Annotated in this window: 26 protein-coding genes and 1 pseudogene; 1 reads left to right on the forward strand and 26 read right to left on the reverse strand. The window is 43.0% G+C overall.

All coding sequences use genetic code 11. From position 1 onward, the window contains the following. Nucleotides 1-3 precede the first annotated feature (3 nt). The 12 genes from rfbB to recJ all read right to left on the reverse strand — a co-directional run bounded on the left by rfbB (nucleotide 4) and on the right by recJ (nucleotide 10,787). Nucleotides 4-1,050: a dTDP-glucose 4,6-dehydratase gene (gene rfbB / locus J2S23_RS06185; RefSeq protein ID WP_307121881.1), complete on the reverse strand. Its 1,047-nt coding sequence runs from the start codon at nucleotides 1,048-1,050 to the stop codon at nucleotides 4-6. A gap of 162 nt (nucleotides 1,051-1,212) precedes the next feature. Further along, nucleotides 1,213-1,701 (reverse strand): nucleotidyltransferase family protein, encoded by a 489-nt coding sequence (locus J2S23_RS06190; RefSeq protein ID WP_307121882.1) that lies wholly within the window; start codon nucleotides 1,699-1,701, stop codon nucleotides 1,213-1,215. Nucleotide 1,702: 1 nt separating this feature from the next. Continuing rightward, nucleotides 1,703-2,296 carry a dTDP-4-dehydrorhamnose 3,5-epimerase family protein gene (locus J2S23_RS06195; protein WP_307121883.1) on the reverse strand — a complete coding sequence of 198 codons (594 nt, stop codon included), beginning with the start codon at nucleotides 2,294-2,296 and terminating at the stop codon, nucleotides 1,703-1,705. Continuing rightward, the gene (rfbA, locus tag J2S23_RS06200; protein WP_307121884.1) at nucleotides 2,296-3,165 is read right to left on the reverse strand and encodes a glucose-1-phosphate thymidylyltransferase RfbA; all 870 of its coding nucleotides are present in this window, start codon (nucleotides 3,163-3,165) and stop codon (nucleotides 2,296-2,298) included. The genes J2S23_RS06195 and rfbA overlap by 1 nt, the downstream gene beginning before the upstream one ends. Before the next feature lie 154 nt (nucleotides 3,166-3,319). Then, nucleotides 3,320-4,114 (reverse strand): Nif3-like dinuclear metal center hexameric protein, encoded by a 795-nt coding sequence (locus J2S23_RS06205; RefSeq protein ID WP_307121885.1) that lies wholly within the window; start codon nucleotides 4,112-4,114, stop codon nucleotides 3,320-3,322. Beyond that, nucleotides 4,111-4,791 carry a tRNA (adenine(22)-N(1))-methyltransferase gene (locus J2S23_RS06210; protein WP_307121908.1) on the reverse strand — a complete coding sequence of 227 codons (681 nt, stop codon included), beginning with the start codon at nucleotides 4,789-4,791 and terminating at the stop codon, nucleotides 4,111-4,113. Before J2S23_RS06210 ends, J2S23_RS06205 begins: the two co-directional genes overlap by 4 nt. Beyond that, nucleotides 4,787-5,461, reverse strand: a complete 675-nt coding sequence (locus J2S23_RS06215) for a DnaD domain-containing protein (RefSeq protein WP_307121886.1) — start codon at nucleotides 5,459-5,461, stop codon at nucleotides 4,787-4,789. The genes J2S23_RS06210 and J2S23_RS06215 overlap by 5 nt, the downstream gene beginning before the upstream one ends. A gap of 9 nt (nucleotides 5,462-5,470) precedes the next feature. Next, nucleotides 5,471-6,415 (reverse strand): homoserine O-acetyltransferase MetA, encoded by a 945-nt coding sequence (gene metA / locus J2S23_RS06220; RefSeq protein WP_307121887.1) that lies wholly within the window; start codon nucleotides 6,413-6,415, stop codon nucleotides 5,471-5,473. Nucleotides 6,416-6,547: 132 nt separating this feature from the next. Next, complete coding sequence (locus J2S23_RS06225; protein WP_307121888.1) at nucleotides 6,548-7,249, reverse strand: beta/alpha barrel domain-containing protein; 702 nt, start codon at nucleotides 7,247-7,249, stop codon at nucleotides 6,548-6,550. 22 nt (nucleotides 7,250-7,271) lie between these two features. Then, entirely contained in the window at nucleotides 7,272-7,784 is a 513-nt protein-coding gene (locus J2S23_RS06230) for an adenine phosphoribosyltransferase (RefSeq protein WP_307121889.1), read from the reverse strand. Between the two features lie 98 nt (nucleotides 7,785-7,882). Then, nucleotides 7,883-8,533, reverse strand: coding sequence for an HD domain-containing protein (locus tag J2S23_RS06235; RefSeq protein ID WP_307121890.1), 651 nt, complete (start codon nucleotides 8,531-8,533; stop codon nucleotides 7,883-7,885). A gap of 13 nt (nucleotides 8,534-8,546) precedes the next feature. Continuing rightward, a complete protein-coding gene (gene recJ / locus J2S23_RS06240; protein ID WP_307121891.1) occupies nucleotides 8,547-10,787 on the reverse strand; it encodes a single-stranded-DNA-specific exonuclease RecJ in 2,241 nt (746 codons plus the stop codon). 144 nt (nucleotides 10,788-10,931) lie between these two features. On the opposite strand from recJ, the gene J2S23_RS06245 reads away from it, so the two are divergent. After that, nucleotides 10,932-12,257: a DUF2254 family protein gene (locus J2S23_RS06245; protein ID WP_307121892.1), complete on the forward strand. Its 1,326-nt coding sequence runs from the start codon at nucleotides 10,932-10,934 to the stop codon at nucleotides 12,255-12,257. 285 nt (nucleotides 12,258-12,542) lie between these two features. Here the strand turns inward: J2S23_RS06245 and J2S23_RS06250 are convergent, their stop codons facing one another. The 14 genes and pseudogenes from J2S23_RS06250 to pezA all read right to left on the reverse strand — a co-directional run bounded on the left by J2S23_RS06250 (nucleotide 12,543) and on the right by pezA (nucleotide 24,540). Then, nucleotides 12,543-12,923, reverse strand: coding sequence for a type II toxin-antitoxin system HicB family antitoxin (locus tag J2S23_RS06250; RefSeq protein WP_307121893.1), 381 nt, complete (start codon nucleotides 12,921-12,923; stop codon nucleotides 12,543-12,545). A gap of 11 nt (nucleotides 12,924-12,934) precedes the next feature. Beyond that, nucleotides 12,935-13,123: a type II toxin-antitoxin system HicA family toxin gene (locus J2S23_RS06255; protein ID WP_307121894.1), complete on the reverse strand. Its 189-nt coding sequence runs from the start codon at nucleotides 13,121-13,123 to the stop codon at nucleotides 12,935-12,937. A gap of 246 nt (nucleotides 13,124-13,369) precedes the next feature. Then, nucleotides 13,370-14,167, reverse strand: coding sequence for a pyrroline-5-carboxylate reductase (gene proC / locus J2S23_RS06260; RefSeq protein WP_307121895.1), 798 nt, complete (start codon nucleotides 14,165-14,167; stop codon nucleotides 13,370-13,372). A 3-nt stretch (nucleotides 14,168-14,170) separates the two neighbouring features. Further along, nucleotides 14,171-15,415, reverse strand: a complete 1,245-nt coding sequence (locus tag J2S23_RS06265) for a glutamate-5-semialdehyde dehydrogenase (protein WP_307121896.1) — start codon at nucleotides 15,413-15,415, stop codon at nucleotides 14,171-14,173. A 13-nt stretch (nucleotides 15,416-15,428) separates the two neighbouring features. Continuing rightward, nucleotides 15,429-16,505, reverse strand: coding sequence for a glutamate 5-kinase (proB, locus tag J2S23_RS06270; protein WP_307121897.1), 1,077 nt, complete (start codon nucleotides 16,503-16,505; stop codon nucleotides 15,429-15,431). 79 nt (nucleotides 16,506-16,584) lie between these two features. Continuing rightward, nucleotides 16,585-17,427 (reverse strand): DNA-processing protein DprA, encoded by an 843-nt coding sequence (dprA, locus tag J2S23_RS06275; protein ID WP_307121898.1) that lies wholly within the window; start codon nucleotides 17,425-17,427, stop codon nucleotides 16,585-16,587. 171 nt (nucleotides 17,428-17,598) lie between these two features. Continuing rightward, the gene (locus J2S23_RS06280) at nucleotides 17,599-18,489 is read right to left on the reverse strand and encodes an ROK family protein (protein WP_307121899.1); all 891 of its coding nucleotides are present in this window, start codon (nucleotides 18,487-18,489) and stop codon (nucleotides 17,599-17,601) included. After that, nucleotides 18,486-19,055, reverse strand: coding sequence for a sugar O-acetyltransferase (locus tag J2S23_RS06285; protein WP_307121900.1), 570 nt, complete (start codon nucleotides 19,053-19,055; stop codon nucleotides 18,486-18,488). Before J2S23_RS06285 ends, J2S23_RS06280 begins: the two co-directional genes overlap by 4 nt. Nucleotides 19,056-19,059: 4 nt before the next feature. Further along, entirely contained in the window at nucleotides 19,060-19,830 is a 771-nt protein-coding gene (gene rnhB / locus J2S23_RS06290) for a ribonuclease HII (RefSeq protein ID WP_307121901.1), read from the reverse strand. Then, complete coding sequence (ylqF, locus tag J2S23_RS06295; protein WP_307121902.1) at nucleotides 19,808-20,668, reverse strand: ribosome biogenesis GTPase YlqF; 861 nt, start codon at nucleotides 20,666-20,668, stop codon at nucleotides 19,808-19,810. The genes rnhB and ylqF overlap by 23 nt, the downstream gene beginning before the upstream one ends. Before the next feature lie 483 nt (nucleotides 20,669-21,151). Next, the gene (locus J2S23_RS06300; RefSeq protein ID WP_307121903.1) at nucleotides 21,152-22,249 is read right to left on the reverse strand and encodes an NAD(P)-dependent alcohol dehydrogenase; all 1,098 of its coding nucleotides are present in this window, start codon (nucleotides 22,247-22,249) and stop codon (nucleotides 21,152-21,154) included. Nucleotides 22,250-22,497: 248 nt separating this feature from the next. Next, nucleotides 22,498-23,140, reverse strand: a pseudogene (locus J2S23_RS06305) (site-specific integrase); the annotation flags it as partial. A 156-nt stretch (nucleotides 23,141-23,296) separates the two neighbouring features. Further along, entirely contained in the window at nucleotides 23,297-24,064 is a 768-nt protein-coding gene (pezT, locus tag J2S23_RS06310; RefSeq protein ID WP_307121904.1) for a type II toxin-antitoxin system toxin PezT, read from the reverse strand. Next, the gene (pezA, locus tag J2S23_RS06315) at nucleotides 24,064-24,540 is read right to left on the reverse strand and encodes a type II toxin-antitoxin system antitoxin PezA (RefSeq protein ID WP_307121905.1); all 477 of its coding nucleotides are present in this window, start codon (nucleotides 24,538-24,540) and stop codon (nucleotides 24,064-24,066) included. Before pezA ends, pezT begins: the two co-directional genes overlap by 1 nt. Nucleotides 24,541-24,685: the final 145 nt, after the last annotated feature.

The following is a 24,685-nucleotide window of genomic DNA, read 5'->3' on the forward strand; positions in this document are numbered from 1 at the left end:
CTCCTATTTTATCACTTCTTGTGTCTTAGCATATTTTGCTTCGACTGCTTCTTTTTCAGCTTTCCACCAGTCTTGGTTGTCTGTGTACCACTTGATGGTATCTTCAATACCAGCTTCAAAGTTGGTGAATTCTGGTGTCCAACCTAACTCATCGCGGAGCTTGCTGGCATCTATGGCATAGCGTAAATCGTGACCAGCACGGTCTGTGACATGGTCATAAGCGTCTTTTGGCTGACCCATCTTTTCCAAGATCAATTCCAAGACTTCCTTGTTGTTCTTCTCACCATCGGCACCAATCAAGTAGGTTTCACCCATTTGGCCCTTGGTCAAGATCGCCCAAACACCGGTTGAGTGGTCGTTGGTATGGATCCAGTCACGGACGTTTTTTCCTTCACCGTAGAGTTTTGGCTTGATCCCTGCCAAAATATTGGTGATTTGGCGTGGAATGAATTTCTCGATGTGTTGGTAAGGTCCGTAATTATTTGAACAGTTGGAAATCGTTGCCTTCACACCAAATGAACGTACCCATGCTTTTACAATCAAGTCAGAGGCTGCCTTGGTTGATGAATAAGGCGAAGATGGATTGTACTTGGTTTCAGCTGTAAATTTCTCACCTGGACCTTCACCATGACCTGGCAAATCTTCACGAAGTGGTAAATCTCCGTAAACTTCATCCGTTGACACGTGGTGGAAACGAATGTCATACTTACGCGCAGCTTCCAAGAGTGTGTAAGTCCCGATAAAGTTGGTATGGATAAAGGGACTTGGGTCATTGAGGGAATTGTCATTATGGCTTTCTGCTGCATAGTGAACAATAGCATCTGCCTTAGCGGCAAGCTTATCCACCAAATCAGCATCCGCAATATCCCCCACAACCAACTCCACTCGGTCACCGAGGATGGCTTCGATATTCGCACGGTTACCAGCGTAAGTCAGTTTATCTAAAACGGTTACGTGGACATCTGGATGATTGTTGTATACGTAATGCACAAAGTTTGAACCGATAAAACCGGCTCCACCAGTGACGATAATGTTTTTATATTGAGTCATATTTTAAGATACAAAGGGACGATTCGCTTGCGAAAATTCCGTAATCCGTAGAAAAATAGAAAATCTGACGAAGACGTCTTGTGTCCAGAAAGATTTATTTTTTTCCTAGAAATTTAGTCCCGTGTTCAGTTTAACGATGTGAACTGAACAGTCCTTTCTTGCTTATTTTCCTAATGCTTGTTTTAAGTAGTCAATTTTTGCGAAGTCTTTGTGATTGTTATTCTCAGCGCGATAGCTATCCTTGGATGAAGCCTGATAAATTTTGAGGTACTGCTCCAGATTAGGTAAGTAGTAATGAACGCCCTCGTCTTCTACTTCTTCTAGGTCCCCTAGGGCAACACCAGCAAAGCTTGGCAGAGAATGCAGGCCACCAAATTCAACAGAACGCCCATCCTTTTGAAACTCGTGTTCATGACGATCAACCAAGTGATAGCCTAACTTCTCCATGATGGCATTGAGTTCATCAAAACGATAAATCCGCTCGTCATCAGGCGCTTCCCAACCTCGCGGATCACTAGGGACATGAATATCCAAATCACGCGCCGACCAAGATTGACCTGTCACCTGCTCCAGTCCAACAGACCCCATCAAAAGCGGGGTTATACCAATCTGATTTAATTCTCTGGCAATTGCTAGAAATACTTGATACATGTCACAAATCCTCTTTGGTCAAGGGTTTGACATGCTTGAGCAAGACATGGTTGCTATCAGCTTCTGAGACCTCTGCTGCTTCTAAATCATCCCATTGGATACCAAGCGCTGGATCTGCGTAATTGACAAAGGCATACTTAGGTTTGAGTTCAAGCGCCCAATAGTCATTGACCAAATAACTGTATGAAACGGTGTCAGACAGGACCTGAAAACCATTGGCTACACCGCGCGGCACAAAAATTCCCTTGCTAGCATCAATAACAGTCTGATAAACATTGCCAAAAGTCTCACCCTCACGTAGGTCAACCCAAGCCCCTAGCACCTTACCACCATCAGTTACTGAAATGTATTTGTCCCAAGGCTCTGCGTGCATGCCACGAAGAACATTTTTACGGGAAAAAGAAACATTATTCTGCAGCTTGCCTTCTGCAAAGAAGCTTTCTGGGAAGCCTAACGGTACCATTTTTTCTTTTTGGAAATTTTCCTTGAACCAGCCACGGTTATCCCCACGAACTGGAATATCAAATTCCAAGAGGCCAGGGATGGCATCAATCTTACGGCAGGCTAATTCTTTATCAAAAAAGTGTTCTGACATTAGGCTTCTCCAATCAAACGGAGCAAGTATTGCCCGTATTCATTTTTCTTCAGGGGTTGTGCCAACTCATGGACTTGCTCAGCAGTGATATAGCCCATGCGGTAGGCAATTTCTTCTAAGTTGGCCACTTGGACATTTTGCAACCGTTGAACGGTTTCGATGTATTGCGCCGCTTCCAGTAAGCTTTCATGCGTACCCGTATCCAACCAGGCAAAGCCACGTCCCATCAGTTCCACAGAGAGATCGCCGCGATCAAGGTAGGCCTTGTTAACGTCTGTAATTTCCAATTCGCCACGAGGGCTTGGTTTGATGTTTTTGGCAATCTCTACCACATCATTGTCATAGAAATAGAGACCTGTAACCGCGAAATTGGATTTTGGCTCTTCCGGTTTTTCTTCGATTGAGATGGCGTTCATGTTCTCGTCAAACTCAACCACACCAAAGCGTTCAGGATCTTTGACTTGGTAGCCAAAGACAGTTGCGCCTTTGTCTTTTGACGCTGCCCGTTGGAGCATCTTGGTCAAGCCATTGCCATGGTAGATATTGTCTCCTAAAATCAAGCAGACACTGTCCTCACCGATAAAGTCCGCTCCGATAATAAAGGCCTGTGCCAATCCGTCTGGGCTTGGTTGAACTGCATAAGAAAGGGAAATCCCTAATTCGGACCCATCTCCCAACATCTCTTCAAACCGTGGGAGGTCTTGTGGGGTTGAGATAATCAAAATTTCTGTAATCCCTGCCAACATCAAGGTAGACAGCGGATAGTAAATCATGGGCTTGTCATAGATGGGCATGAGTTGTTTTGATGCAGCACGGGTCAATGGATACAAGCGTGTTCCAGAACCACCTGCTAAAATAATACCTTTCATAAAGGTCTCCTTTAAACATAGTTGTTATTATTATACCACAAAGGCTTATTTATAAGCGTGAAATTAATGTTACAGAAAAAAACTCCAATAAAAAACTGAGCACAAAACTCAGTTTTCATTTCAATTGATAGTCGCTCAATAAAACATCCTCCTTTTATTGAAATACAAAAGGGTTGGTGTTGGCCTGACTTTGGAGGACTTCGAGAGTCCATCCTTCTTCGACAGCCCACTTGCTTAGGAGCTCTGCGATTTTGGACACAAAAAGAACTTCAATATGGTGTCCAGGATCAATCGCTGTCAGACCCTGAGTGAGCATGTCCTGTGCGGTGTGGTAATAAATATCCCCTGTGATATAGAGATCTGCTCCAGCCTTGATAGCATCTGGATAGAAATCATCACCAGACCCTCCACAAATAGCGACGCGGGAAATTTCATGGCTGAGGTCTCGCTGGTAGGAAATCACGCGAAGCCCATCTAGGCCAAAGACGTCTTTTACCTTGTTCACAAGGGCTCCTAAGGATTGGGGAGAGATGTTACCAACTCGTCCAATCCCAGCACCTGGATGGACTTCTGACAAGTAACTGGTTCCTGTGATATCCAAAAGCTCACAGAACCAGTCGTTGAGCCCACCTTCTACGATATCTATATTAGTATGGCTGACATAGACCGCGATGTCATGCTTAATCAAGTCCACATACATCTTGTTTTGCGGCTTGTCTGCAACTAGGTCCTTTAAGGGCTTGAAGATTGGCGCATGCTTGACGATAATGAGGTCAACCTTTTTAGCAATCGCTTCTGCTACCGTATCTTCACGAACATCCAGAGCCACCATCACCCGTTTGATGGCCTTATCTAATGTTCCAATTTGCAGACCAGAGACATCACCTGGCATGCTGAGTTCTTGGGGGCAAAAAGCCTCATAACGGGCAATCACTTCACTAGCGTTCATGTAAGGACCTCCTTAATCGCATCGATCTGCTTGATTATGAATTGGCGTTCACCGGATTTTTCAGGCGGGATGTTGGCTAGAATTTGAGACAACTTCTCATCTTCTTTACGCCAACGCGCCCTAAAAATATCGGATTTTTCCTGTAGAAGAAAGGGACCAAACCGCAGTTCAAGATCACTTAGTGTTTGCTCTCCAGGCTCAGCAACCAAGATTTCGTAAACTTTCCCGTTTTCTGATAATATCTGCTCAGCAACCAAAGCATAGCCATGGCTGTTTAGCCAAGCCCTGACTTCATCTTCACTGTTATTAGGTTGAAGAATCAAACGTTCCACTGACTCCAGGTTATTTTGACCGTCTTCTAAAATGCGGGCAATCAAACGTCCCCCCATGCCTGCAATCACAACTGTCTGGATGTTATCCTCTTCTGTCATAGCAGAGAGACCATCAGCCAGACGCACGTCAATGGCATGATGGTATGCTGAATCTGCCACATGACGTCGAGCAGATTGGTAGGGTCCATCAACAACCTCCCCCGCTATAGCAAAAGAGATTTGATCTTGAGCCATCAAATAAAGTGGCAAGTAGGCATGGTCACTCCCCACATCTAAAAGCCTTGTCCCTGTTGGAACAAAGCTTGCAATCTTTTTTAAACGTTCTGATACTATTTCCATTTTAATCCTTAAACACATCTAAAGCTGCTTGAAAATCAGCCATATTGGCCGTTGGTTGCGGTTGGTAATGAGCCTCACGTTCAGCCTGTCTGGCTTCGACTTGATTGACAGTGGTAATTCCTTCACGCCGCCAATTCCGTAAAATCGCTTGGATATATTTCCAATTGGTTTTGCCATTAAAAACAGCCTCCTTGAGCGCTGCTTTAACAAGGTCAGCAGAAACCCCTTCCTCTACTGTTTTTTGCAAATCTTCAATCTCAAAAGGACTAAGAAGACGGCCCAACTCTCTTTCGAAGTCCTCTACCAGTGTTTTAACTGTATTGGGTTTTTGCAGAGAAGGGGATTCGTCTTTGGGAGTTAGTATTGCATCAAGCTTTTCCAAGGCTGGCATAGCATCAAAGATCATCTCAATCTCCCCGCCTAACTCAATCGTTTTAAATTCCAAAAGTCCTGCTTCTTGGAGATTGGAAATGGATTGATTGATTTCAGCTACACTTTTTCCAGTAGCTTCTGCAATCGTGCTTGGCGCCAACTCTTCAAGCTTTGAGGTGTTTTGATAAAAGAAAAATTGCCAGACTAAGAAATCATCTGTTGACGAAAAAATAGTCTTCCAATGAAAAAGCAAGGCAGCTGGTAATACCAGGTTGCCTAACTTAAACTGCTGTAAATATGTCATAATCCCTCTTTATAATCCTGCAAAAAACAGGGGATCGGACTGGGCAATTTGCCAGTCAAAAGGTGTTTCTTGGTAGACCGCGTAATTTATCCAATTGCTAAAGAAGAGAGCTGCTGCTAAATTCCAACGCAACCGAGGATTTTGGTTGGGGTCATTGTTTTCAAAATAATTGACAGGAACCTGTGGGTTGAGGCCAGCCGCTAAATCCCGCTGGTATTCCTTAGCTAATGTGTCGCGGTCATATTCCAGATGTCCAAAACTGTAGACTTCTCGGAGGTCTTTTGAAGCTAAAATAGAGAGACCAACATCTGATCCTTCTGCCAGTACTTCAAGATTATCAATGGCTAAGATTGCCTCTGGGTCGACTGTTGTATGACGGGAATGAGGCGCTAAAAAAGCGTCGTCAAACCCTCGCAGAAGAGGATTCGTAGGTTGGACGACCTCTTGCCTAAAAATACCGGATAATTTAGAAGACAACCGAGATTTGTCAATCCCATACCGCGCATATAGACCTGCTTGCGCGCCCCAACAAATATGAAGCGTCGAATGCACATGGCTTTTAGACCACTTGATGACCTCAGCCAGTTCTTCCCAATAATTAACCGCTTCAAATGGCAGATTTTCCACTGGAGCTCCGGTTATGATTAAGCCATCATAGTAATGGTCTTTCACCTGTTGAAAGGTTTTGTAAAATGTTGTTAAATGATCAACAGCTGTATTTTTTGACTTATGGCTGACCATCTGGAGAAAATCAACATTGAGTTGTAATGGGGTATTAGCCAAAAGTCTCAGCAGTTGGGTTTCTGTCACAATCTTAGTCGGCATCAAGTTGACAATCAAAACATTCAAAGGGCGAATATCCTGATGATTTGCTCTTTGATCATCCATGACAAAAATATTTTCGGACCGAAGCACTTCAACAGCTGGCAATCCCTGATCAATTTTTATAGGCATGGTATTCTTCCCCCTCATTCTATCGAAACATTATCTTTATTATAAGGCAGTTTCCCAGCCATTTCAAACAGGTAATTTTTAGAAGGAGGTATAGGTTTAACCTATATTCCCTTATTTGTTTGGCATTCGGTGTTAGTCCTGTCGATGGGCTTCATCTTCTTGATGACGGTATTTTTCCATCTTGTGTTTGAAAAGTTCACCATTGCTTGGTGGGGTGTAGGTTACTGCATTAGCTCCAGCAGCAATAACAGCTCGGATGGTCTCTTCATTTGGACCACCTGTCGCCATAATCGGCACGTCAGGAAATTGTTGGCGAATCTTGGCTACCATCTCAATCGTACGCTCGCCACCTGAAATGTTCAAAATATCAACACCTGCCTTAAGGCGCGAAGCAATATCAGAGTGTTCTGAGACAACGGTATAGATAATAGGGATATCAATCATCTCATTCATTCGCTCAATGGTTTCAACACTGGTCGGACCATTCGTTACTACTGCCATTGCGCCTTCAGATTCTGAAAACAAACTCATATTGGCAGAGCGATAGCCCTTGGTCAACCCACCACCAACACCTGCAAAGACAGGAATATTAGCCACTGACATAATACTTTTAGCAATGGCAGGGCTCGGTGTAAATGGATAGACTGCCAAAACCGCATCCGCGTTTGTATTCGCAATAATGGCAACATCAGTCGTGAAGATAACCGCTCGAATCAAACGTCCATAAATCTTTATCCCAGAACAGTCCCAAATCGCCTTAGGCATTTTCACGATATCTTGCCGAAGGTCAGACATGACCTTGGGTGCTTTGACGAGTTTTGCTTCTTCAGTCATCGGCTTCCTACCTTTATTTTTCTTAATAATGCATAAGTACCTTATAATCATAGTCCCCAATGGCTTCACGGCCATTAAGGTCATCCAATTCAATCAAGAAGGCACAGCCTGCTACGATACCACCCAATTTTTCAATCATTTCAATTGTGGCTTTCACCGTACCACCAGTTGCCAGCAAATCATCAACGATTAGGACGCGTTGCCCAGGTTTAATGGCATCAGCATGCATGCATAGAGTGTCTGTTCCATACTCTTTTTCATAAGTAGCAGAAATTACTTCACGAGGTAATTTCCCAGGCTTACGAACAGGGGCAAACCCAATACCAAGCTCAAAGGCTACAGGACAACCCACAATAAACCCACGCGCCTCAGGACCGACAATCATATCGATTTCCTTATCAGTCGCATACTGTACAATGTCACGAATCGCATAACTGTAAGCATTCCCATCAGCCATCAGGGGGCTAATATCTCGAAAAACAATGCCCTCTTCAGGGTAATTATCGATGCGGGCGATATAGTCTTTTAAATTCATTTGTTATCTCTCTTTTAAAAAGTTTTTACAAACCATTATAGCATACTTTTAACCGGTTAGCTTATTTTTCTCTTTTAAAATGGGCTAAGGTTAGGTTTCTAGCGTTCCGACCGCCATTCGGCGTAGAATTGCTCTAAGTAGGTTTCTAAAAAAGCATGGCGTCCCTCTGCTAACGTTTTGGCCATATCTGTATTCATCAAGTCTTTAAGCTTCAAAAGCTTTTCATAAAAGTGTAAAATAGCCGTGCCGCCATCAGATCGATACTCTGCTAGCGTCATCTGCGCTCTTGGTTCCAAAGCAGGATCATGAATGAGGCGCCCCTTGTGTCCAGAGTAAGCCATGGTTCTGGCGATTCCGATAGCCCCGAGCGCATCCAGACGGTCAGCATCCTGAACACACTGTCCTTCCAAACTCAGCGGTTTCTGAGCTTTTTGGCCACCCCGGTAAGACATGTTGGCAATGATGTCTAATATAGCACTGCGATCTCTTTCAGGAAGACCGAGCTGCGACAAGAAGTCATCTACTTTTTTAAGACCCACTTCCTCACTGCTATTTAACTTGTCATCCGCCACATCATGAAGAAGGGCTGCCATCTGACAGATAAAGCAATCGGCGCCTTCAGCCTGGGCCAGGCGCAAAGCCATATCTCTGACGCGAACGATATGCCACCAATCGTGGCCACTGGCATCATCTTGAAACAGGCTCTGCACAAACTCTTCTGTCTTGGTGATATATTCTTGAAGGCTCATCGATTCACCTCCTCTACGCATCTTCTCCAGAAGCAGGTTCTTCAGGAGCCACCTCTTTAGCCCTAATGGCTTGGTAGATTTCCTGAACCGTTCCTAGAGCCATTAATTCTTGGAATTTAACTTCTTGTCGAAGGGCTTGATAGATCGTGCTTTCTTCGAAATGACGTTTGGCTGCCCCTTTATTGACTGTCATCACACCATCTGAGATGGTCACAAACCCAAGCTCTTCGAAAATCTGGACCATTTTTACCAGAAGAATCTGAGGAATTTTAAGGTAATTGGCTAACTCGCCAAGTTTATAGCGAACATCAAATTCGGGGTATTGGTAGATGGTCTTGTAAAATTTAGCATACTGCTCTCTGGTTCCGTAGCCTGATAAGTAGTATGCTTTCTTGATATCATTTTTAAAATAAATCGCCTGAAATTCACGCCCCTCAAAAAGATCCTGAAGGATTTCCAGAGACTCAGGAACGTCAATGACCACTGCTACATCCTCATCAGCCTGATTTGAAATAGCAGGAACACCTGCAGGGATAGGGAGATTTTTAGCCCTAATATCAAAGAGTTGAACACCCGACACACGCGCATCGACCAGCATCAACTGGACACTCGTATTGCCATTCCATTGGTTCACCGATAAGGTCACAGCCAGTTCCAAATCTTTCACCTGCAGAAATTCATTGACCTGTGACCCTTGTCCAAAGGCAACCACGTCCAGCTCTGTGCCAGCCTGGTTGACTCTAAACTTGAGATGACTATTATCTTGTCCCATAACACGAGCAGAGACCACTTTCAGGTTTTGGAGGTAGAAAACAGGCTGTCTATTGTCCATCCCAAAGGGGACTAGCTTATCTAAGCCTTTTATCGTTTCCAAGGTCAACTGTGATAACTCGAGGGCTTCATCAAGGAAAAGTTTAGGCTTTTGCCTCTTATCACCGACAGTTTCTTTGACAAAGTTTCCAAGAACTTCCGCCAAGTCTTCCAGTTTATCTATTTCTAGGGTCATCCCTGCCGCTCCCGCATGGCCACCAAAAGCAACAAAAAGTTCTGGGTGCGGGCTAAGCGCTTCAAACATATTCACGGCTTCGGTTGATCTTGCAGATCCCTTAGCCAGACCATCAGCACTATTGAGAACAATTACTGGCTGATTGAACTCTTCGAGAAGACGCCCCGCCACAATCCCTAGAACACCTGGATTCCAGCCCTCTTTGGCCAATACCTGAACGGGGTTATCTGGATTAACCATGGTTCTTGCTTCCTCATAGATGGCCTGAACCACAGCCTTACGTTCCGTATTTTTATCCTCAATCAGTTGCGCGATGTCTCGTGCCTCTTCGTCATCAAAACCTGTTAAGAGCTCAATAGCTGGATTGGGATCGTCCAAACGACCTAGAGCATTGAGACGCGGTGCGATTTGAAAGCCTACCGTTTCTTCCGTTAGGTTTGCCAAGTCAAGGCCTGCTAATTGGGCTAGTTCTTGCAAGCCAAGGCGCTGTGTTCTTTTGAGGACTTCAAGCCCATACTTGACCAGGATCCGATTTTCACCGGTTAGGCTGACCATATCAGCAATCGTTCCAATAGCAACAAGATCTAGCAGTTCCATATTGACATCGTCTAAAAGGGCACAGGCTAATTTGAATGCAACCCCACACCCTGCCAAGTGTTTAAAAGGATAATCTGCATCAGGGTGTTCTGGATGGACCACTGCAAAAGCTTCTGGCAACTCGGCAGGCAAACTGTGGTGGTCCGTCACAATCACATCCACACATTGCTCTTGCGCATAGCTAATCGCCTCGTGCCCTGCAACACCATTATCGACTGTAAGGATAAGACTGATACCTTCTTGCTCAATGAAATACTTGTAGACACTGAGATTAGGGCCATACCCGTCGGTGAAGCGATTAGGCAGGTAAACGATACTCTCAGCTCCAAGCTCATCCAAGGTTTCTTTTACAATGCTGGCACTGGTCATGCCATCAGCATCATAATCCCCATAGATTAAGATCCCCTCCCCATTTTCGATTGCTTGGCGAATCCTAGCAACGCTTTTTTCCATATCCTGTAAGAGATAGGGGTCATGGAGGTCCTCAATAGACGGGGTTAAGAATGACTGTAACTGCATCTCATCTTTAACACCACGCGCATATAGCAACTGTGCTGATAACTCGTCTAGCCCTTTCTTTTTGGCCATTTTCAAAAAGGAAGTATCTACCACCGTTGGTGACAGTTTCCAGTCATATTTTGTCTTTATCATTCTTGTCCACTTTTCTCATTTCAATCCATTCTATTATAACATGAATCGATCAGACAGGTGAAAAATGGGGAATTCCTTTTTAGTTTCGATTATGATATGATAAATAAAGCCTAACAATGATTAGGAAGGAAAGGAAGACTAAACATGATACAAAAGATTAAACTAGGTTACTTTAACAACAGAAACTTTATCCGTATTATTAGTTACAGTTTGTTATCAGTAGTCTTGCTGTTAATCACTTGGTTGTTTGACTATCATCTCCCAGGTTTAAAGACTTATTTGCCTGATTTTTTACTGCTATCAACCAATGTCTCTACCTCGTTTTTATCCAATCTATCTGGGGTCTTCCTAACAGTTACGACCTTTACCCTAACCACTATTCTAACGATCCTCAATTATTATTCCAGTTCCTTTACACCACGAATCGTTCAAGACTTTATCGATAAACCACATGTTTTAAGTCTGTTCGGAGTTCTTATTGGTGGCTTCTTTTACACTGTTTTAGCCCTTTTCTTCTTGCAAAATCTCTCTGAAGATGTGATGGTTATTTCAGGTACAATCGCTATTTTTTACGCCGTGACATCTATGATTGCGTTTGTCTTGTTCGTCAGGCGGGTGCTGCGGGACATCAAGTATGACAATGTGATTGATAATGTCTTTGCTCAGGCGGACCGTTTAATCATCACAGAAGCTGAGCAACGTAAATCCTCTGAACGATATGATGCTGAAAAATTCCAATCAAAACTTAACATATTTGGCCAATCAACAGGCTATCTCTACCATATCGATCATAAAGCCCTCCTCACAACCTTAAAGGATATCCCTTGCGAACTGGTCATTACGAAAAAGATCGGTGAATACATTCCAAGGGGTGTTTACATCGCTACCTTAAATTTTCTCAACCAAAATGAGTTGTCCCATGAAGAAGAAATCGAACTGGCTAAAAAGATTTCAAATGCCCTAGTGTTTAATACCGTAAAAAATGAAAGCCAAGATTACCATTTTGAAATTACTAATATCATTGAAATCGCCTTGAAAGCCCTTAGTCCAGGGGTGAATGACCCCAACACTGCCATTATCTGTATCAATAAATTAGCCCTACTCCTTGGAAAGCTTTTCTCCAGTCAAAATCACTTCATCCTCCTAGCATCTAATGACAATGCCAAAGTCGTGTACCATTCTTATTCTGTGGAAGAAGAAATGTATCTGACCTTCAACCAAATTTTATTTTATGGAAAATCAGACCCTGCTGTAGCTAGAGCCATCTTAGAAAGCATTTACCTCATCTACATGATTTCAGACAAGAGTGCTCAGGCGGAAGTGAAGAAATTCTTTCAGTATAGCTATAGCTTATGCTTAGAGGCATTATCCTCTGAATTGGATCAAGACATGCTAAGTCGGATCAAAGACGATTTCGATCAAAACAAAGATAATGTCTCCGATGAAAAGGCGTTACGAAGCGCCGATTAATGCGAAAAGAAAATCAAAAAGACCTCTCGATGTCCCCTATGGAACGAGAGGCCTTTTAAGTCAGGTTAGTTGCCTAATGCTCTAGTCCGCTCAATGGCAGCATTAACTGCTGAGATAGTTGGGTATATGGAACCATTCGAAACAACACAGCTCTATGAAGTTATAAAGTATTTTCACTTAAGTTTTTTATCACACTGTTTCGAAGAAGACTATTTCCTAATAACAGTAAATTGAAAATATTGCTTAAAATCAATGTTTTTAAGACATTTCTACTTTATGAATGGTTTAAATTTGCAGTCTTTTCTCTAGCGCTTGAGTTAGTATTTCAGAATAATTAACTTTTTCCTTATCAGCCATTTTGACAAGCCATTCTGGCACTGTTACGTTCTTACGAATGGCCTTATTATTTTTTAAAAAAGGCCTCGGATCAGCCTGCACAAGAGTTACAAAACCATCTTTTACTGTTAGACTTCTTATATCAGTTGGTTTCGGTAACGTCAATCCATCATCAAGATAGGATGCTAATAATCCCTCCAACATTTCTCTAGCGTTTTTCATTGCCTCTTCAATATCTTGTCCTTGTGTTCCCCCGCCAAATTCAGGAAACTCAACCCAAAACGTTCCGTCGTTTTCTTGGTGAAAAACAGCTGGATATGATTTTAACATAATTACCTCCCTCACAGACCAAGGTCTCTTAATATTTTCTTTTCCAACCCTGACTTTATATCCTTATTACCATGAATGGGAATGGTAATTAGATAAGGAATACCATCCTTCTTAAAATGATGATGACTTCCTTTTACTCGGACTTCTTCCCATCCATTTTCTATGGCTATCTTTGCTAATTCTTTACCCGTTAATGGCATGTTTCTCCTTCATTATATACGTATTATGCGCATAAGTCAACCTATTTAAAAAGCATCTACAAAAATTTGTAGATACTTATTTATTCATATTTTTAACTATAAAAGTATTGTAATCTATGATCTAAATAGTGAAATTTTGCAGAAGGTCGGGAATTAAGAAGCATATTTTTTTATTAATACGTTTCAGCATAGTTCAAATACCATAACTTTACCTCATAATGCGAAAAAAATTTTTTACTTTATCTACTAGTTGCCTAATGCTCTAGTCCGCTCAATGGCAGCATTAACTGCTGAGATGGTAGCGTGACGGAAACCATTTTCTTCTAGAGTAACGACGCCAGCGATAGTTGAACCGCCTGGCGAGGTTACTTGGTCTCTGAGAACAGCTGGGTGTGTCTCTGTCTCCAACATGAGCTGGGCCGCACCAAGCAAGGTCTGGGCTGAGAGTTCTAAAGCATCTGCCCGCTGCAAGCCATTTTGCACGCCAGCGTCTGCTAAGGCCTCTATCATTTGAAAGACAAAGGCGGGCCCACAGCCTGCTATACCAGTCGCTGCATCAATAGAGCTTTCTGGCAGTGCAAGGAGCTTGCCTGAGTTGGCCATGACTTCTGTAAAGAGCTGATTGTCCCGCTCAGCACGCGCACTGTCACTTAGGCAATACGTCGTCATGCCTTGCCCAACCGCAACAGGCGTGTTGGGCATCATCCGAATTAGTCCCGCTTCACTTGGTAACAGCTCTGCTATTTTGGAAAGGGGCAATCCTGCAGACATGGAGACCCAGAGAGCCTTTTTGTTTTGAGCAATAGCTGGCGCTAAAGTTCTCAACAACTCTGTGACCTGATAGGGTTTCACCCCAAGAAAAATCATGTCACAGGTTTCTGCGATTTCTTCATTTGACGCTAAAACAGCGTTTGGAATATGAGCTTGCAACTCCTCTGCTTTTTGAAGGTTATGATTGGATAAATAAAGGGTACACTTAGCAGCGTCTATGCTTTTTGCAATGGATGCTCCCATGTTACCAACGCCAATAAAACCGATTTTCATGTGTTACCCCCTTACCTGTCCATCACCTGTGATAATGTACTTATAGGTTGTCATTTCATGTAGTCCCATCGGACCGCGGGCATGCATTTTCTGCGTGGAAATCCCAAGTTCACAGCCCAAGCCAAACTGACCACCATCGGTGAAGCGGGTTGAGGCGTTGACATAGACCGCAGCGCTGTCGACTTGTAGGGTAAACTGATCGGCGTTCTCTTTGGTTTCAGTGATAATAGCTTCGCTATGCCCTGTTGAGTGCTGAGCAATGTGCTCAATGGCTTCAGAAGTGCTTGCTACAACTTTGACCGCTAGAACATAATCTAAAAATTCGGTGTCAAAATCATCTGGACCCGCAAGACTAGCTGTCGTTAGAAACTCTTTAGCTTTTACTTCCGCTCTAAAGGCCACTTGGCCAGCCAAAATCGCTTCAAGGCGGGGTAAGAAAGCCTCTGCTACTGCCTCATGGACCAAAAGTACTTCTATAGCATTGCAAACAGATGGGCGACTGGTTTTGGCATTGATGGCAATGGCTAAGGCCTTGTCTAAGTCAGCAGACTCGTCCACGTAGAGGTGGCAAATACCTGTTCCCGTTTCGATGACGGGCACCGTCGCATTCTCAACTACCGCCTGAATCAGACCAGCGCCACCGCGGGGCACCAGTAAATCTACCTTGCCTTTGGCCGTCATGAGCTCCGTTGCAGACTGGCGACTGGTGTCTTGGACCAGTTGGATGACTTCTGGAGAGATACCCGCTTTTGCTAAGCCATCTTTTAATGCTGTGACGATGGCATTGGCCGATTGGAAGGCTTCTTTGCCACCGCGCAGAATACATGCATTCCCGCTTTTAATAGCCAAGGCTGCCGCATCTGAAGTGACATTAGGTCTGCTTTCGTAAATCATGGCCACTAGACCAAAGGGCACAGATTTTTTAACAATCTGTAGCCCATTTTCCAAAGTCTCATCAGAAAGGTCTAGCCCTACTGGATCTGGCAAGTCAATCAAAGCTCGAATACCATCAGCCATCTCCTTAATCCGCTCTTGATTGAGCATGAGGCGGTCTAGCATAACCTCTGAAATCTGACCTTTGCTATCTGCCATATCATGCTCATTGGCTACAATAATCTCGGAACTAGCTGCTTCGAGGCTATCGGCCATTTCAGCTAGGGCCTGGTTTTTTTGGTCTGTTGTCGCAAAGTTGATGGCCTTTTTATGAGCCACCAAGGTATCTAATAGTTCTTGAGTTGAAATTGTCATCGTTTCTCCCCCTTTACAGGCTCACCCAATCGTTACGGTGTATGAAAATCCCTTCTGGATTGAGCTGGGTCATCTTATTTTTTAAGTCAGTTGAGGACAGTTTAACACGGCCCTTGCCAATTAAGCTTTGGTCTTTTTGGCTAAAGACAGACACAATATCCCCTTCGTTAAATTCACCTTCCATAGCTTTAACACCAGAGACTAAGAGGCTTCGACCATGTTCTGTCATGGCAAGGCTAGCTCCCTCATCCAAGTAGACCGCTGCGTCTGTTCTCGCGTAAAAGGCCAACCACTGTTTGCGTTGATTAAGCTTGTGGGTATCGGCATGAAAGAGTGTTCCCTTATTAGACTGGGTAACTGCATCGATCAAGGCGGTTTCTGAGGCAGATGAGCAAATATAAACAGGTACACCTGAACGAGTAGCAAGAACTGCTGCTTGAATCTTGGTCATCATGCCACCAGTCCCGTTTGCCGAACCAGCCCCACGCGCCATCGCCTGTAAATCATCGCTAATCTGCTTCACTTCAGGGATGTGCTGCGCATCGGGATCTGTCGTAGGGTTAGCGGTATATAGGCCATCCACGTCTGTCAAGAGAACCAGCAAGTCCGCCTTAAGAAGGGACGCGACTTGGGCAGATAAGGTATCATTGTCTCCAACCTTGATTTCCTCGACGGCAATCATATCATTTTCATTAATGATGGGAATAGCGCCTTGCTTTAACAAGACCTGCATGGCCTGAGAAGCATTCTGGTAGCGTCTAGCATCCGCAAAGTCGTCTTGGGTTAAGAGGACTTGAGCCGATACGATACCGTCTTGTAGCAGATATTTGGTATATTCTTCAATCAATAGACCTTGCCCTACTGCTGCAGAGGCTTGTTTTTCTGCGATACGGGTCGGTCGTTTGTCAAAGCCTAATCGTCTAAAACCAGCCGCAATAGACCCAGAGGTTACCAAAATCAATTGGTAGCCTTTTCTATGCAAAGTCGCCAACTGGCGCGTTATTTTTTCAATCTTTGCTGGCACCAAATTGCCATCCGAATCGGTTAGGGAACTAGTCCCTACCTTAAATACGATTTTTTGATCTGCCATAATTCTCTCTCACTGTGATATTAAGCTTCATTATAGCATGATTTTGGCCAGAAAAAAAGACTGAAACCAGTCTTTCTTGCTAGTAGCTGTACTCGTTTAAAATATCTTGTCCAGAATTGATACACTTGGCCCCTTCTCGGATCAGGTGATGGCAGCCATCTGACTGACCATCCAGAATGCTACCTGGTATGGCAAAGACATCGCGCCCTTCTTCTAAGGCCCGCTCACAGGTGATTAAGCTCCCTGAACGCATCTTGGCTTCAGCAACAATCACCCCACTGCTAAGGCCCGCAATGATGCGATTTCGCTCTGGAAAGTGAAATTTCAGCGGCTGTTGGCCGGGTTCGTATTCGCTTAAGACCAATTGGTTCCTACTTAGGTATCCTTGAAGTTCCTTATTCTCCTTGGGGTAAAAAACGTCTAGGCCTGTACCAATCACTGCAATGGTCTGGCCACCGTTTTTGAGACTGGCCATGTGGGCTGCCGTATCAATACCACGCGCCAAGCCACTAACAATGACAAATTGGTTCTTCAATTCCTTGATGATTTTCTGGACAGATTTAGTCCCTGTTTGGCTGGCTTTTCTGCTCCCCACAATTCCTAGTTTGGGCTTTTGAAGCAAGTCCAGATTGCCTTGGTAAAAGAGCAGGGTCGGTGGGTTGTAAATCTCTCTCAATGCTAAAGGATAGGCCTCATCTAAAATAGATACCGAGGGAAATCGCCCGAACTGCTCACGGCATTTGTCTGTATCCAGATTGCGATAATGCTCTAGAATCACAGCTGGGTTCTTCACTTCTGAGACGATAGCAATGTCTCGGTCGGACAAGGTTTTCGACTGTTTTTGTGCATAAGTAAGTACTCTGTTAATTTGCAGATTTGTCAGGCCTGCCTGCTTCCACTTAAAAATATCAAATGCTTTCATGATAGTCCTCCACTTCTTTATTCGAAAAAAAGAGCCAGAAAAACCTTTTGCCATTCAAAAAGGTTTTTCTGCTCTTAAATGTTATAAAAACGGCTTCAGTCTATCCGAGATGTTCCAAAAGGATGACGAAAAGCTATCCTAAAATGGATTGGGTTAACCTATGTTAAACCACTAGCGAATCAAGAGGGAAACGGCTCCTAGAAGATTGCTACCGTTGCGGAATGCACACGGTTCAATGACCAAGTCTGTAAACATGAAATCATAGATTTCTGACCCCCGTTTGTAATCTAGATAAATCTTTCTGATGGTATCTATGAGAAGGTCTTGACTGGAGATGCCACCCCCGATCACCACTTTTTCCACATCAACCACCGCCTGAAGATTGTAAAGGATGAAGACAATTTCTCGGCAGTAGTTTTCAAAAAGCTCTTGCACTTCTGGATGCTGACCTGTCTTTAGCGCTTCAAAAACAGCTTGACCATCGCTAGTGTTCTCTAATCCTAAACACTCTGCAGCCCGCTTGATGAAGCCGACAGCCGAGCCCGCTGACCCACTCATGTTCTGCCAAGTGATCGGGCCTGGTGATCTGAGGTTAAAGGTAAGCTCCCCAGCTTGGAAGTGTGAGCCTTGCAGCAACTCATCCTTAAGGATGATGCCTGAGCCAACGCCTGTTCCAAGAACTAAGGCAGCACCATTAGACACTCCTTTAAGGTTGCCCAACCAATGCTCTGCTAGAACAGCAGCCTTGGCATCATTGATAACAGCACAAGGCAAACCATGCTTGGTTTCAATCACTTCTTTGATAGCGATGTCTTTCAGGTAAGTTAGAGCACCACCGACATAGAGGTACCCCTTATCCACATCAATCCTACCTGGCGCTGAAATCCCCACACCACTGATCTGCTCCCGATGGTTTTCGATTAACTCATCGAGACAGGCTAAAAAATCTGCTATATTATCAGGCGTCAGCACCTTATCTTCTTGCCCTAATTGGCCAGTTTCTGATACAAGGGCAGACTTGATAAAAGTCCCTCCCACATCAATACCTAGAAATTGTTTCATACCATAAGATCTCCATTCTCAATAGACTTGATAATACGAGCAGGATTACCTGCAATCAACACATTATCACCAAAAGATTTAGTCACAACAGCTCCAGCTCCGACAACGACATTATCTCCTAAGGTCACACCGGGTAAAATAATTGCGCCACCACCTATCCAGACATTATCCCCAATGGTAATCGGTGCCCCGTACTCGAGTCCTGAAATCCGAGGACCTGCTTCCAAAGGATGAAGTGGCGTAAGAATCTGAACATTTGGGCCTAGTAAGGCATTATCCCCGATTCGTATCTCACAGACATCTAGTAAAGTACAATTAAAGTTGGCATAAAAGTTCTCTCCCACATGAATATGACAGCCATAGTCACAGGAAAACTGTGGTTCTACGTACAGCCGTTCTCCAGTTGAACCAAACCACTCTTTTAAGATAGCTGAGCGCTTTTGACCGTCTAACTCATTGTTAAAGGCCTGCATTTTTTGCCTTGCTTCAAGACGCAGACGACTTAATTCCTGATCACTAGTGTCATAGAGCTGACCTGCTAGCATCTTCTCTCTTTCCGATTGCATGTGTTTACCTGCCTAAAATCGACTTAATGGGTTCAAAGCTTGCGCGATGAATCGGGGTCACACCCTGGTTTTTCAAGGCTTCCAGGTGACTTGCTGTTCCGTAACCCGCATTTTGAGCAAAACCATAACCGGGATACTGCTGGTCATAAGCTGCCATCATTTTATCTCGAGTGACCTTAGCAACAATAGAGGCTGCCGCGATAGACAAGCTATTGGCATCTCCTTTGATAATGGCTTGTTGAGGGAGATTGACACGGCCTAAGGTCATGGCATCAATCAACAGGGCCTCTGGCTGTACACTTAATTGCTCTAGAGCCGCTTCCATGGCTAACTTGGTTGCCTCATAGATATTAACCTGATCAATGACCTTGTTATCCATAACACCTATTCCTATAGCTAGAGCTTGGTCTACTACCACTTGATAAATTGCCTCGTGCTTGGTTTTAGGGATTTTTTTACTGTCATTCAGGCCCTTAATTTTACAGTTTTTCGGTAAAATGACTGCCGCTGCAACAACCGGACCAGCCAGCGGCCCACGCCCCACTTCGTCTATGCCAGCTAAAAACTCAAAACCTTCTTGGTAAAATGATCTTTCATAGCGCAGCATCTTTTCCAAACGAGCCTCCTCAGCTAAGTCTGCTGTAATAGCCTTGCGACGTTGTCGTATCGCTGCCTGAACACCTGAACGAGGATCTGTTTCGTACTGGGCCCATCGGCTGTCCTCGAGGGTCGTAATCTCCAGTAAAGCCGCCTTAATTTCCGCTATCGTCGCCATCTAAGTCCTCAATCCGATCTAAGGTATAACGCCCTAATTTACCATCCCTGACCTCCTTGACAAACAGGCTGTAAAAGCGGTCATAGTCATCTCGAAAACCCAGTTTTTGGGTCATTTGCATAATGATTTCAGGGGCTTCTTGGGCCAAATCAAGGCCTTTAAAGCGCTCAAGAAGTCTGTCTGCGTAATGCTCTCCAAAATACTCAAGCCCAAAAATCGTTACCTCATCCATAGGGAGCAGCTGATCTTTGATTGCCCCAGTAAGAGCTAATTTTAAGGCCACACGGTCATCGTCAAATTTTGGCCACAGAATCCCTGGTGTATCTAAGATTTCAAGATCCTTGTTGGTTTTTAGCCACTGCTGACCCTTAGTCACGCCAGGTTTATTCCCAACTACAGCAATCCTTTTCCCAGCTAAACGGTTCATTAGAGTGGACTTCCCTGCATTTGGAATCCCTATAATCATGGTCCTCAGGGTTTCGATCTGAATGCCACGTTCTCGCTTTTGAGCAATTTTGTCCTTCATCAGGTCCTTGGCAGCCTCAGTTACAAGCTTGACTGTGGATTGCTCTTTAGAATTAATGGCAAGGGTTTTAATCCCCTCTTTTTCAAAATGCTGGCGCCAAATCTTGGTAGCCTGTGGATCAGCTAAATCTGCCTTGTTCAAAATCAGCATCTTTGGCTTATCCCCCACAATCTTCGTCAGCATTGGGTTTTGGCTAGATAACGGCAGACGTGCATCAACCAGAATCGTCACAAAATCAACAAATTTAATATTTTCCTGAACCTGACGTCTTGCCTTAGACATGTGGCCTGGAAACCATTGAATAGTAGCCATTTCTTATAAATCCTTTCCTATCAAGGGCAATCCGTTATGACATTAAAAAAGCCAACCAACTGTCACCTGACACCCTTATTTCCTTCAAATACTTTATGATTCCTCTATACATTTACAAGGAAGCTCGCCATATTATACAGATAGCAGACTAACTGTCATTGAATCAAAACGCTTTTCCTATCCTTTTCACTAACGTCTATTATAGCAAATTTGTCACTATTTGACTGCTCCCATCCATCGCTCAAAAAGTCTTTTCAACCCATAGTGGCTTCTTTTTTAAAATGGTATCACCCGTTTAAGATAACAAAAAGGGGAGTGGGACAAAATCGTTAACCGAATAGGTTCGATGGTAACGCTAAAACTGGCATAGCCAGTGAGTGTTACTCCCAACCGCTGCGTCTTGTTTAACTGGTGATAAATTATTAGAAGGCTAGGACTTTTGTCCCAGCCTCTTTCTGTATTTATTAAAGTTAATTGGCAAACTTATTCAAATGTAACAACTGGTTTAATGACAGAACCATCATGCATAGCATCTACTGCTTCTTGTAAGTTTTCGAATGGATAGAATTTGACCATTTTATCGAATGGGAAGAGGCCCGCTTTATAGTATTCGACAAGGGTTGGAATAAAGAGTTGTGGAATAGCATCTCCCTCTACAAGACCAACTAGTTTTTTAGACTCTCCCATCAATTCTGCCTGAATATTGAGGGTCAAATCACCCGTCATCCCAATGACCAAAGCTGTTCCAGCAGGTCTAAGAGCATGAATTAATTCCTTAATGATTGGTGAGTAGCCTGTGGTATCAATACTGTAATCAACACCTTCTGGAACAAGCTCTCTGATAGCTTCTTCAACAGATGTTGAGATGGTTTTACTATTGATAACAGCTGTTGCACCCAATTCTTTAGCCAATTCAAGGCGGTTATCATGGATATCAACAGCGATGATGTGTTTGAGGTTACAAATCTTGGCAGCCATAATGGAAGCAAGACCGACTCCACCAACTCCAGCAACTACCATGGTAGAACCAAATTCAGGTTTAATGTAATTGAGAACTGTTCCAGCTCCTGTTTGGAGACCACAAGCTAAAGGACCCAAGAGACGTAAGTCAACGTCTTTGTCTACTTTTACAACACCGTGCTCATCAGCAACAATATATTGGGAAAGTGAGGATTGCCCAAAGAAACTATGAACATCACTACCGTCTTCTAAATGGTGACGGTGAGTACCGTCGTATTGAGCACCGCCAAAATTCAACACATTCAAATCAGAACAAAGAGCAGGATGACCTGTTCGACAATTTCGGCAATGACCACAATAGCCAAAAGAAATGACAACATGGTCTCCTGGTTCAACAGTCGTTACTGCCGAGCCAACTTTTTCAACAATACCAGCTCCTTCATGCCCTAGAGCGACAGGATAGGGCGACATACCCGCATCACGACCAGCAATATCCGTGTGACAAATCCCTGACGCAACAGTCCTAATTAAGACTTCATTGGCTTTGGGCTCATCCAGTATAACATCCATAATTTCGATGTCCTGCCCTTGAGCTGAAACAACCGCAGATTTCATTTTCATTTTCGTTTCTCCTTTTAATTGATAACTTAAGTATAGCGCTTTCATATTTATTTGTAAAATTTTTAACAATATTATAATTTTTAGGAGGATTATCAATAAAAACATATCGACCATAAAATGATTAGCAAAACACAAAAAGCCCACCCTATGGTGAGCTTTATGCTATTAGTGGTAACGCTTATTTAAGAATTACGGTTGCATAGTTATTTTTTTCCTTGAAAATCAAGTATTTTAGGTCTAAATTTTATTTATGGTGGGGTTTTAGTGGGGTTTAAAACCAGATGCAATCAAATGGTTTGTAATATCTTTTCCACCTGTGGCTTTTTTACTAGCATATATATGAGAATACGTATTTAATGTTGTAGCCTTGTCAACTCGTCCAGAGCGAGCAGCTACAAAAAGAACATCTTTTCCAAGTTCATTGATCATGAATGAATCATGTGAATGCCTCAGTCCTTTACCAGTTATTTCAGGAACACCTGCTATTTTTGCTTGCCGTTGTAATATACGCGTTAAGGTTGTTTTGTGCAACGGTACATCAAATCTAGCTAAAACATAATCAGATTCTCCACTTTTAACTTGAACATTTCTCCAACTTTCCAAAACTTGAACAGTCATATCATCCAATTCAATGAATCTCATGCCAGCTTCAGTTTTAGTTCGTTCTTTTCTCCGATACTCACCATTACCAAGATCCTCCAAAGTAGATTGAACATGTATGATTTTCTTTTCGAGATCGATATCAGACCAAATCAAACTTAGTCCTTCTGAAACACGTAATCCCGTAAAGAAATAAAGCCAAACTAGCATGTTTTTATATATACCATCATAAGTGTTCGTATCAAATGTACTGGTGACCTTTATGAAATCTTCAAATGTCCAAAAGTCAGTTTAGCATTAATATTGAATTCTAAAACAAATCTTTCATTCTTCACATAATCTCTTAACGCTTTATGAAAACTTCCAAATTTCTCTTTTGAGCTAGTTAAATCCTTATAAATTGTCTTTATTTTATTATTAAAGCCTTTCAAAATAATCTGTCCTTTCTTAATAATTTTTTAAAACAATTTCTTTCAACCGTTCCTGCCCAACCTTCAACATTTCCTCCTCGACCTTATTCCATTTTCCGAAAAGACATTCTTTCATATTATCGGTAGCTGTACCTTTATCGATTTCTGTATCAAATACACATTGTCGATCTCTTTGGTAAATTTGAATCTGGTCAAAGATTTTATGAGTTTCTAACTCTCGTAAGTTGTCAACTATATGCTCTACAATGCCGTCATGGTGCTCTTTGGGTGTTGCCCTTGCCTGAGTTGGATCAATAGCATAGAGCTCTTCATAGCGAATCTGCGTACTGAGATACGACAACTCTGGCTTAGTTGCCATCAATGCTAATGAGACCTGATAATTTCTTGATTGCAATAACTGAGCTGTCTTTCTAGGTACCTCTGTGGTTCGCAGTGTACCTTCGATTAACAAATGGTATCTCTGTTTACTGAGTTCATCAATGAGGTGCTCAACCATTTTCCCTGCAAATCCTTTGGTATAATCCACGCTATCTTTCCCATAACTTTCTTGTAAGGCTAAAAAATTTGGATGCAATGACCTATAGCTATCTCCATCGATGATAATGATATTTCCTTGAAATTCTTTTTGCTTTATCCGGTGTATGGTAGTCTTTCCTGCTCCGCTTTGCCCTCCAAGTAAGATAGCCACTGGCTTATCTGTAGTTCTCTTACCTCTACTCAAGGATCGAATCATCCGTTTTAAGGCGAGATCAAACTCGTCTTGACTAAATTCTTCTGATACCATTAAGCCACCACCTGATGATTGGCGAGGGCCAACATACGCTCAATGCCATCTAAGTAACCATTGTAACGTTCTACTTCATCAAAGGAATCAACTAAATAAATTTTTGTATTTATGATATCTGATAGATCATCACTAATTAATATCCAAGGATTAGACTCATCCTCATAATCAATGCCTTGAGTATCTTGATAGCGATATAGTTGAGACAAGATAGATGCCCCACGTTCTTTGATTATCTCTACTTTTAACGTCAATTGGTAGTCTTCTACAGGTGTTAACATTTTTTCTTCTCCCACAATATCAACATAAGATACATTAAATTTCTGGCAGATGCAATCAATCAATTCAGTTGAAACTGAACTAGAGCCATTCTCGTATCGGCTTAAACTATTACGAGAAATACCAATTATCTTCGCAAACTCAGGCTGTGTTAAGTCATGTGTCTTGCGTAAAGATCTTAAATTGTCTCCTATCATTGTTAAAGACCTCTTCTATATGTATATGCTTTACTATATATTATACCATAAAATCATGACCACCCGTCTAACGGGTGGTTTGAACAGGGGCTATAAGCCCACATCACCAGCCAGCGCCTAAAGACGCTGGCTTTCACTTTGTTCA

The organism is Streptococcus moroccensis (assembly GCF_030812835.1).
In the GTDB taxonomy this organism is placed as follows: Bacteria; Bacillota; Bacilli; order Lactobacillales; family Streptococcaceae; genus Streptococcus; species Streptococcus moroccensis.

Bases quoted from the DNA above. Each gene is read 5' to 3' on its own strand.
- rfbB (WP_307121881.1), bottom strand. From the start codon at position 1,050: ATGACTCAATATAAAAACATTATCGTCACTGGTGGAGCCGGTTTTATC.
- J2S23_RS06190 (WP_307121882.1), bottom strand. From the start codon at position 1,701: ATGTATCAAGTATTTCTAGCAATTGCCAGAGAATTAAATCAGATTGGT.
- J2S23_RS06195 (WP_307121883.1), bottom strand. From the start codon at position 2,296: ATGTCAGAACACTTTTTTGATAAAGAATTAGCCTGCCGTAAGATTGAT.
- rfbA (WP_307121884.1), bottom strand. From the start codon at position 3,165: ATGAAAGGTATTATTTTAGCAGGTGGTTCTGGAACACGCTTGTATCCA.
- J2S23_RS06205 (WP_307121885.1), bottom strand. From the start codon at position 4,114: ATGAACGCTAGTGAAGTGATTGCCCGTTATGAGGCTTTTTGCCCCCAA.
- J2S23_RS06215 (WP_307121886.1), bottom strand. From the start codon at position 5,461: ATGACATATTTACAGCAGTTTAAGTTAGGCAACCTGGTATTACCAGCT.
- metA (WP_307121887.1), bottom strand. From the start codon at position 6,415: ATGCCTATAAAAATTGATCAGGGATTGCCAGCTGTTGAAGTGCTTCGG.
- J2S23_RS06225 (WP_307121888.1), bottom strand. From the start codon at position 7,249: ATGACTGAAGAAGCAAAACTCGTCAAAGCACCCAAGGTCATGTCTGAC.
- J2S23_RS06230 (WP_307121889.1), bottom strand. From the start codon at position 7,784: ATGAATTTAAAAGACTATATCGCCCGCATCGATAATTACCCTGAAGAG.
- J2S23_RS06235 (WP_307121890.1), bottom strand. From the start codon at position 8,533: ATGAGCCTTCAAGAATATATCACCAAGACAGAAGAGTTTGTGCAGAGC.
- recJ (WP_307121891.1), bottom strand. From the start codon at position 10,787: ATGATAAAGACAAAATATGACTGGAAACTGTCACCAACGGTGGTAGAT.
- J2S23_RS06245 (WP_307121892.1), top strand. From the start codon at position 10,932: ATGATACAAAAGATTAAACTAGGTTACTTTAACAACAGAAACTTTATC.
- J2S23_RS06250 (WP_307121893.1), bottom strand. From the start codon at position 12,923: ATGTTAAAATCATATCCAGCTGTTTTTCACCAAGAAAACGACGGAACG.
- J2S23_RS06255 (WP_307121894.1), bottom strand. From the start codon at position 13,123: ATGCCATTAACGGGTAAAGAATTAGCAAAGATAGCCATAGAAAATGGA.
- proC (WP_307121895.1), bottom strand. From the start codon at position 14,167: ATGAAAATCGGTTTTATTGGCGTTGGTAACATGGGAGCATCCATTGCA.
- J2S23_RS06265 (WP_307121896.1), bottom strand. From the start codon at position 15,415: ATGACAATTTCAACTCAAGAACTATTAGATACCTTGGTGGCTCATAAA.
- proB (WP_307121897.1), bottom strand. From the start codon at position 16,505: ATGGCAGATCAAAAAATCGTATTTAAGGTAGGGACTAGTTCCCTAACC.
- dprA (WP_307121898.1), bottom strand. From the start codon at position 17,427: ATGAAAGCATTTGATATTTTTAAGTGGAAGCAGGCAGGCCTGACAAAT.
- J2S23_RS06280 (WP_307121899.1), bottom strand. From the start codon at position 18,489: ATGAAACAATTTCTAGGTATTGATGTGGGAGGGACTTTTATCAAGTCT.
- J2S23_RS06285 (WP_307121900.1), bottom strand. From the start codon at position 19,055: ATGCAATCGGAAAGAGAGAAGATGCTAGCAGGTCAGCTCTATGACACT.
- rnhB (WP_307121901.1), bottom strand. From the start codon at position 19,830: ATGGCGACGATAGCGGAAATTAAGGCGGCTTTACTGGAGATTACGACC.
- ylqF (WP_307121902.1), bottom strand. From the start codon at position 20,668: ATGGCTACTATTCAATGGTTTCCAGGCCACATGTCTAAGGCAAGACGT.
- J2S23_RS06300 (WP_307121903.1), bottom strand. From the start codon at position 22,249: ATGAAAATGAAATCTGCGGTTGTTTCAGCTCAAGGGCAGGACATCGAA.
- pezT (WP_307121904.1), bottom strand. From the start codon at position 24,064: ATGGTATCAGAAGAATTTAGTCAAGACGAGTTTGATCTCGCCTTAAAA.
- pezA (WP_307121905.1), bottom strand. From the start codon at position 24,540: ATGATAGGAGACAATTTAAGATCTTTACGCAAGACACATGACTTAACA.